This window comes from Streptosporangium sp. NPDC006007 (genome assembly GCF_040614315.1).
Classification (GTDB): domain Bacteria; phylum Actinomycetota; class Actinomycetes; order Streptosporangiales; family Streptosporangiaceae; genus Streptosporangium.
In genome coordinates, this window is the sequence record NZ_JBEXUG010000030.1 from 1 (window position 1) to 5912 (window position 5912).

11 protein-coding genes are annotated in these 5912 nt (G+C 66.7%); 7 read left to right on the plus strand and 4 right to left on the minus strand.

Annotated features, from left to right (window positions below):
- The 3 genes from ABZ194_RS21685 to ABZ194_RS21695 all read left to right on the plus strand — a co-directional run.
- The coding region (locus ABZ194_RS21685) for a transposase (RefSeq protein WP_355598802.1) at positions 1-537 on the plus strand (537 nt) is incomplete at its 5' end.
- 12 nt (positions 538-549) lie between these two features.
- Positions 550-936 carry a hypothetical protein gene (locus tag ABZ194_RS21690; RefSeq protein ID WP_355598803.1) on the plus strand — a complete coding sequence of 129 codons (387 nt, stop codon included), beginning with the start codon at positions 550-552 and terminating at the stop codon, positions 934-936.
- 374 nt (positions 937-1310) lie between these two features.
- Positions 1311-1541: a hypothetical protein gene (locus ABZ194_RS21695; RefSeq protein ID WP_355598804.1), complete on the plus strand. Its 231-nt coding sequence runs from the start codon at positions 1311-1313 to the stop codon at positions 1539-1541.
- Positions 1542-1623: 82 nt separating this feature from the next.
- On the opposite strand, the gene ABZ194_RS21700 is transcribed toward ABZ194_RS21695, so the two are convergent.
- From ABZ194_RS21700 to ABZ194_RS21710, 3 genes are all read right to left on the minus strand, one after another.
- Complete coding sequence (locus ABZ194_RS21700; RefSeq protein ID WP_355598805.1) at positions 1624-1824, minus strand: DUF397 domain-containing protein; 201 nt, start codon at positions 1822-1824, stop codon at positions 1624-1626.
- Positions 1821-2660 carry a helix-turn-helix transcriptional regulator gene (locus ABZ194_RS21705; protein ID WP_355598877.1) on the minus strand — a complete coding sequence of 280 codons (840 nt, stop codon included), beginning with the start codon at positions 2658-2660 and terminating at the stop codon, positions 1821-1823. Before ABZ194_RS21705 ends, ABZ194_RS21700 begins: the two co-directional genes overlap by 4 nt.
- A gap of 152 nt (positions 2661-2812) precedes the next feature.
- Positions 2813-3046: a winged helix-turn-helix domain-containing protein gene (locus ABZ194_RS21710; protein WP_355598806.1), complete on the minus strand. Its 234-nt coding sequence runs from the start codon at positions 3044-3046 to the stop codon at positions 2813-2815.
- A gap of 183 nt (positions 3047-3229) precedes the next feature.
- Between ABZ194_RS21710 and ABZ194_RS21715 the strand changes: the two genes are divergently transcribed.
- The 4 genes from ABZ194_RS21715 (at position 3230) to ABZ194_RS21730 (ending at position 5525) form a co-directional block, all read left to right on the plus strand.
- Positions 3230-4114, plus strand: coding sequence for a hypothetical protein (locus ABZ194_RS21715; RefSeq protein WP_355598807.1), 885 nt, complete (start codon positions 3230-3232; stop codon positions 4112-4114).
- Positions 4111-4593, plus strand: coding sequence for a hypothetical protein (locus ABZ194_RS21720; protein ID WP_355598808.1), 483 nt, complete (start codon positions 4111-4113; stop codon positions 4591-4593). Before ABZ194_RS21715 ends, ABZ194_RS21720 begins: the two co-directional genes overlap by 4 nt.
- A 296-nt stretch (positions 4594-4889) precedes the next feature.
- Positions 4890-5144, plus strand: coding sequence for a BldC family transcriptional regulator (locus ABZ194_RS21725; RefSeq protein ID WP_355598809.1), 255 nt, complete (start codon positions 4890-4892; stop codon positions 5142-5144).
- 111 nt (positions 5145-5255) lie between these two features.
- The gene (locus ABZ194_RS21730; RefSeq protein WP_355598810.1) at positions 5256-5525 is read left to right on the plus strand and encodes a hypothetical protein; all 270 of its coding nucleotides are present in this window, start codon (positions 5256-5258) and stop codon (positions 5523-5525) included.
- On the opposite strand, the gene ABZ194_RS21735 is transcribed toward ABZ194_RS21730, so the two are convergent.
- Positions 5506-5912: hypothetical protein (locus ABZ194_RS21735; protein ID WP_355598811.1), on the minus strand; the 407-nt coding region annotated here is incomplete at its 5' end. The two genes, ABZ194_RS21730 and ABZ194_RS21735, sit on opposite strands and share 20 nt — an antisense overlap.

The following is a 5912-nucleotide window of genomic DNA, read 5'->3' on the forward strand; positions in this document are numbered from 1 at the left end:
AGTCTGAGACCGCCCAAGGGCAGGACCTGGGCCCGCACGGGGCAGACTCCGGTGCTGCCGGTGTCCTACCGCGGCTCGGGCCGGACCTCGATCGCAGCGCTGATCTGCGTCCGGCCCGGGATGCGGACCCGGCTGATCTACCGCACGCTCACCTATCACCGGCGCAAGGGCGAACCCAAGGGATTCGGGGAGGCGGCGTTGCAGTCCCTGCTGAGCACCGCGCACACGCAACTCGGTGGGCCGATCTCACTGGTGTGGGACAGCCTGCCCGAGCATGTCAGCACCAAGATGCGAACCTGGATCACCGCGCAGGAGGACTGGCTACTGGTCTACCGGCTGCCGCCGTACGCGCCCAATCTCAACCCGGCCGAGGGCATCTGGGCCAGCCTGCGCACCAAGCTGTTCAACTTCACCGTCAGCGACATCGACCAGCTCACCACCTTGATCAAGAGTCGGCTCAAGCCCATGCAGTACCGGCCTGACCTACTCAGCGGGTTCATCGCCGAGACCGGCCTCACGCTCTACGACCCGCTGTAACCTCCAGCTTTCTTGCTCAGTACCGCCGAGGAAGATCTGGTTCCGGTACTGACGGCCCAGAGGATCATCGACACTTACCCTGACGGCGCCATTTCGCAGCCGGGCTACTCCGGATGCTTCAGAGATGATCCGTTCCCCTATGCCAGTAAGTCATACATGTTTTCCGGCACCCGTGAGGACTACATCTCCTTCTATGAGACCGCAGCCAAGAACGATGGCTGGCAGCCGATCGACGGGCCTTACGAAGCTCCCTGCTACACCAAGAAGCTTGGCGACGCTACCGCATTCCTCTCGGTGGTACCGATGCTGGAACCCGGTGTTGACGGCATCGAGGAATACAGTATCGACATCGCCGCCGCTTACGGCGAGACTCCCGAGGACGGCAGGCTCTTATGCTAGGGCTGCCACATTAAGAGGGAAGGCACTTATTGGTCTTCGCGGCGCTCTAACCTGAGGCTCCGGACGCTTTCTCGCTCTCGCACGGGGAAGGCGATCCGCGCATAGTCCGGATCTTGGAGTCCGGTCCGTCTGCTGTGCTCTTCGGTAATCTCCAGTGAGCCTTTTTCGTGCGCCCAGCACAGCAGGAGGTGAAGCCGTAACGTAGTGGATGATCTTGTTGTTCGTAAGCTCGTCGTCGCTTGCCGGTGGGAGTCCGGTCCGGGTCACTGCCAGGAGGCCCGGTAGCAGGCCTTCGGTTTCGTCTGGAAACGGGTGGGGTCGAAGCCCAGCGTCATAGGCCCTGTAAGAGGGGGAGTGAGGATACGGTCCGTAGCATGAGCGAAGCCTGCGGCGTCGTTACTCAGCTGCCTTTCGAGGTGGGGCAAGGGAGAGTCGAGCCCCTCAAAATCGAGGTGAAGGCTATGGAAGCGGCCAAGAGCAAGGGCGTTGTGACGACAGAGCCGAACCCCCTCTTGGGCATTCGGTGCCGCGATTTCCTCCGGGATCCGGCCACCTCTCACACAGCGATATCGGTGAAACCGCCAATACTCCGACGAACGCCATGAACTACCGGCTCATCACCTGAACCTCGGGGACGAACGAGCCGCGCGGCCGTCCGGCCACACGGCCCGCTGTCCCTCGCTTTGGTCAGAAGTCCCCGTTACGGACTCCCGTCAGAAAATCGCTCCAGGCGGCCGGGGAGAGGGCCAGCACCGGGCCGGAGGGGTCCTTGCTGTCGCGGACGGCAACTACACCGGGAAGGTTCGTCGCCACCTCGACGCAGTTGTTGTTGCCACCGCTAAGACTTGACGTGCGGAACTCAGCGCCGGACAGGTCAGGGGAGATCATGCTTTGCTCCTCACCGCGGCGACGAGCACCGCGGACTCCTCGGGGGACAGGCACGCGCCGGCGAGGCGCTCAAACAGCAGGATAAGGTTCCGCACCTGGTCGGCTGCTTCGACGTACACCTCTCCCGCCGGGCTCTCAACGTAGCCCACGTCTGGATCCTCTGGATCGAAGCTCAGGACCGAGAAGGCCCCCTCCATCCCCGGATGCGCTCCCGCACTGAACGGCAGGACCTGCACTGTGATGTGCGGCCATTTCATGACCTGGAGAAGATCGCCGAGCTGGCGGTCCATGGTGCCAGGCAGGCCCACAGGACGACGTATGGCCGCCTCGTCGATCAAGGCGTGCAGTGTCGGAGCGCTCGGCCCAACGACATTGATCTTGCGAACCATGCGGGCGTCCACACGCCGCTTCAGTTCGCCCGCGCTCAGGTCCGGGTGCCAGGCGCGGATGACCTCTCGCGCGTAGTCCTCGCTCTGGAGCAGACCGGGAATCACCGCCGTCTCCCATGTGTGGATGGCCGTGGCCTCCGCTTCGAGTGCGACGTAGTTACCGGTGAACACGTCGGAGTACGCCGTCCACCAGCCACGACGGTTGGCGTCGCGAGCGAGCTGGATCAGCCCGCCCTTGGTGTAACTGTCGACCCCGAACAGATCGCAGGCGTGGATCAAGTCCGTCTCGGAAACCATGATCCGGCCGCCCTCGACGCGATGGACTTTGCTGAGTGACCATCCGAGCCGAAGCGCCGCCTCATTGGTACCGAGACCAGCCTCCTCCCGGAGTCTGCGCAGCTCACGACCCAGGCGACGATGCCGGACAGTGGGGGACCTCATAGGCATGGGCACCAGTGTGCCGTGTCCAGCGCGATATTTCTCTGTGCCGACATCTTGCGCACGTGCCGTCGGCACGCGCATGATGAGTTCTCAATACCACCACTGTGAGTGAGGTCATCATGACAGGGGGACGCGGATTAGCCGTTCCGAACGGCGGTTCACCCCTGCGGCAGCACGAAGGTGCCCAGGCTCGGTACGAGCTTCACGAGCCCGAGATCCCGCAGGTGCTGGAGAACATGACGACCGGTGTTGTTCCCTACGCCATGCTCCCCCATGATCGCCACGATGCTCGGGAGCTTGTGCCCAGGCGGCCACTCGCCACTGCGAATGCGCTGCTCGTAGACCTCGGCGATCTGCTCCCACTTCGGTCGACCAGGCTCGAATTCGATCACGGACGCGACGGTATTTGGTTGCATCGCGCTTGGGCGATATCGGACGCGCCTAAGCACGCATGGACACGCCTAGGCATGCCTAGACGCGCCCTATCACTCGATTTACTGCGTTAGACAAAGCGAACCCGCCACCGGTATCGCACACCGATGACGGGTCCTTGATCAGGAAGGACCTCCTGACCCATGACGAACCTTAGTGCTCCGGTTCTCGACCGGACCACGGTGACCAGGGACGGCTGCGGCTGCTTCGCCGACGCTGTACCCATGCCGATGGGGTGCGCCGCCTGTGGGCACGCGCCTTACGCGCACGGCTGTCCCGGCCGGCCCGCCGACCACGAGTACGTGCAGCCGTCCGGCGCGCTGATGCGGATGCGCCTTCAGGCCCGCCGCCTCGGCCGCCCTCTGCCGGGCTTCGAGCCACCCGCCGACGTGGCCCCGAGCGAGGTCATCCCCCTGGTGCCCGCGCAACGCCGTCCCGACCTGCCTGTGATCGCTCCGGCTGCGCCCGTCGTACGGCCGCCGCTGCCCAAACGGGCGCCCCGCCCCGTCCGGCGCCCCCGTTCAGGGCCACCGCCGCGCCGCCCCGGCGTGCGAACGGCCGGCGCCCCGCACCCCGATGGCCGGCGCCCCGCACCCTGCGGCATGCCTCCGGCCGTCGACGGCCTTCGCGATACCGGGACCACCCCGCCTGCGCACCGGCCGCCGCCCCCGTACGGCGCCTTCCAGAGCCTTCTTCCCCACCCCATAAAACGGGCTCGCCGGACGCTGCAGGCGTCCAGACGAGCCCTCAACCGGACACTGGAGGTCCGATCCGTGAACAATGGTAGATCCACAACGCCCCAGTCCGCGAGACCCGTATCCGCGACGTCCGCGAGGCCGGTGATCCCCGGCTGGCAGGTGTTCCTCAGCGACAGGGGCCGCTTCTGGGCCAGCCGCCGGAAGCCGTTCTCCACCGAGGCGTTCCACGCCGGGGCCGAGCGGACGGTGGACGCCGACACCTTCGAGGAGTTGCGGGCCGAGACCGCCCGTCAGGAGGAGACGGCGACGGCCCAGGCGGTGAGGTCGTGATGTGGCGCCGCGACCCCCGCGACTCCCACCCCTCCGGCACCTCCGGCCGTCACCGCGCCGGGCAGGCCCGCACCACCGTGGTGCACCGCCGCCTGTGGGACGGCCCGGCCCGCGCCCAGGCCGAACGACTCGCCCAGGCGTGGCCGAGCTGGATCGTCCTGTACGGCGTCGGCAGCCGCCGCTTCTACGCCCTGGCCACCTGGGCGACGTCCGAACCGCTGATGGTCGAGGCCGCCGACGCTGAGGAGTTGGAGAGGCGAATGTACGAGGCGGTCATGGACGTGACCGCCCGCCGCGAGATCCCCCTCACCGCCCCGGCCACCCCGGCCGCGTCGGCGTCCCCGATACCTCCGGCGTCCTCGCCTCTCCCGACGCCCCTGGCGTCCTCGTCTCCCCCGAGCGGGCGCGGCGGCGTTCCTTCCCCGGCACCCGCCGCCGCGCCGCACCACCCCCGCCACCCCTACCAGGACGCGGCCTAACAAGCCGGCGCGACGGCACGCACGCCCCCGTAGCGCGCCGTCACGCCCACCGCCGTGCGACCCGGACCGGAGGAGAACCGGGCCGCACACCCCTCGCGGCCCCCTCCTGGAGGGGAGGGAAACCGCACGCACCGGCCGGACCGCACCCCCGGCCCGGCCGGTGCACCCCCCAACGCCCGGCCGACCGCGCTCGCCGTACCCGCCACACGCCCTACACGCCGCCCTCGCCGTACACGCCGAGATTCTCCACCGCGTTCACCGACAGCCCCCCGAAACCCACCAGGAGAGATCCCCCCATGAAAGGCATCAAGATCATCGGTGACGACGGCTCCACCGCCATCACCCCGTCCCCGACCGCCTCACCCCGGTTCGAGCCGCTGCTCACCCCCGCCGAGGTCGCGACCATGTTCCGCGTCGACCCCAAAACCGTCAACCGCTGGGCCCTGGCAGGAAGGCTCACCAGCACCCGCACCCTGGGCGGACACCGCCGCTACCACAAGGCCGAAGTCCTCGCACTCCTGGCAGGCAGCACCCAGAAACGCGGCGAGTGACGAGCCCTGGAGCGAGGAGGCGCTGCTGTTCGCCCGGCCGGGCGGCCGGGCGAACGCGCCCGATCGGGTCTCACTGCGCTTCCGGGAGATCGCGCGGAGGCCGGACTACGGGTGATCAAGCTTCACAAGGCACGACACACCGTCGCGTTGCCCGGCCTGGAGGCGGACCTGGACGTCAAGGTCGTCTCGGCGCAGCTCGGCCACTCCACGACGGTGATCACACAGAATCTCTACCGGCATGTCCGCCAAGCCGTCTTTGAACGGCGCGGAGGAGAAGATCATCGCGCTCCTGCCAGAGCGGCCGAAGAAGACGAGGAAAGCAAGATCATGACGCCATGCTCCCAAGCTGATTACACCGTGATCATGCGGGCCGGTCATTGACCGTTGCGCAAGCCACGTTCGCGCTCACACGCTCGCCGTTCTGGTGCTTGAGCACCCATATGCCCTTTTCATTGAAGCGGATCCATGCCTCGCCATCGTTAAGTCCCCGTATCCAACCGGCGGACACACCACCGAATATTCGCACGCCCTTGTCTCGTTCCAGAAACTGGATATACCCCTTGGCTTCGCCTGATCCTTGGACCTGGTTGGTGATCACGCTGTTCACGTCGGCCTTGTCGGCAAACACGGTTCCCCAGGCTTGTCCGGCCCCCTTGCGCACGTTCAGGCCTTCCTTGGGGAAGCTGATCCATCCGTCGTCGGCGTGCCGTCCCTGTACCCATTCGGTGTTGATGCCGTTGAGGTCGGCCTTGTCGGCGTGTACGGTTC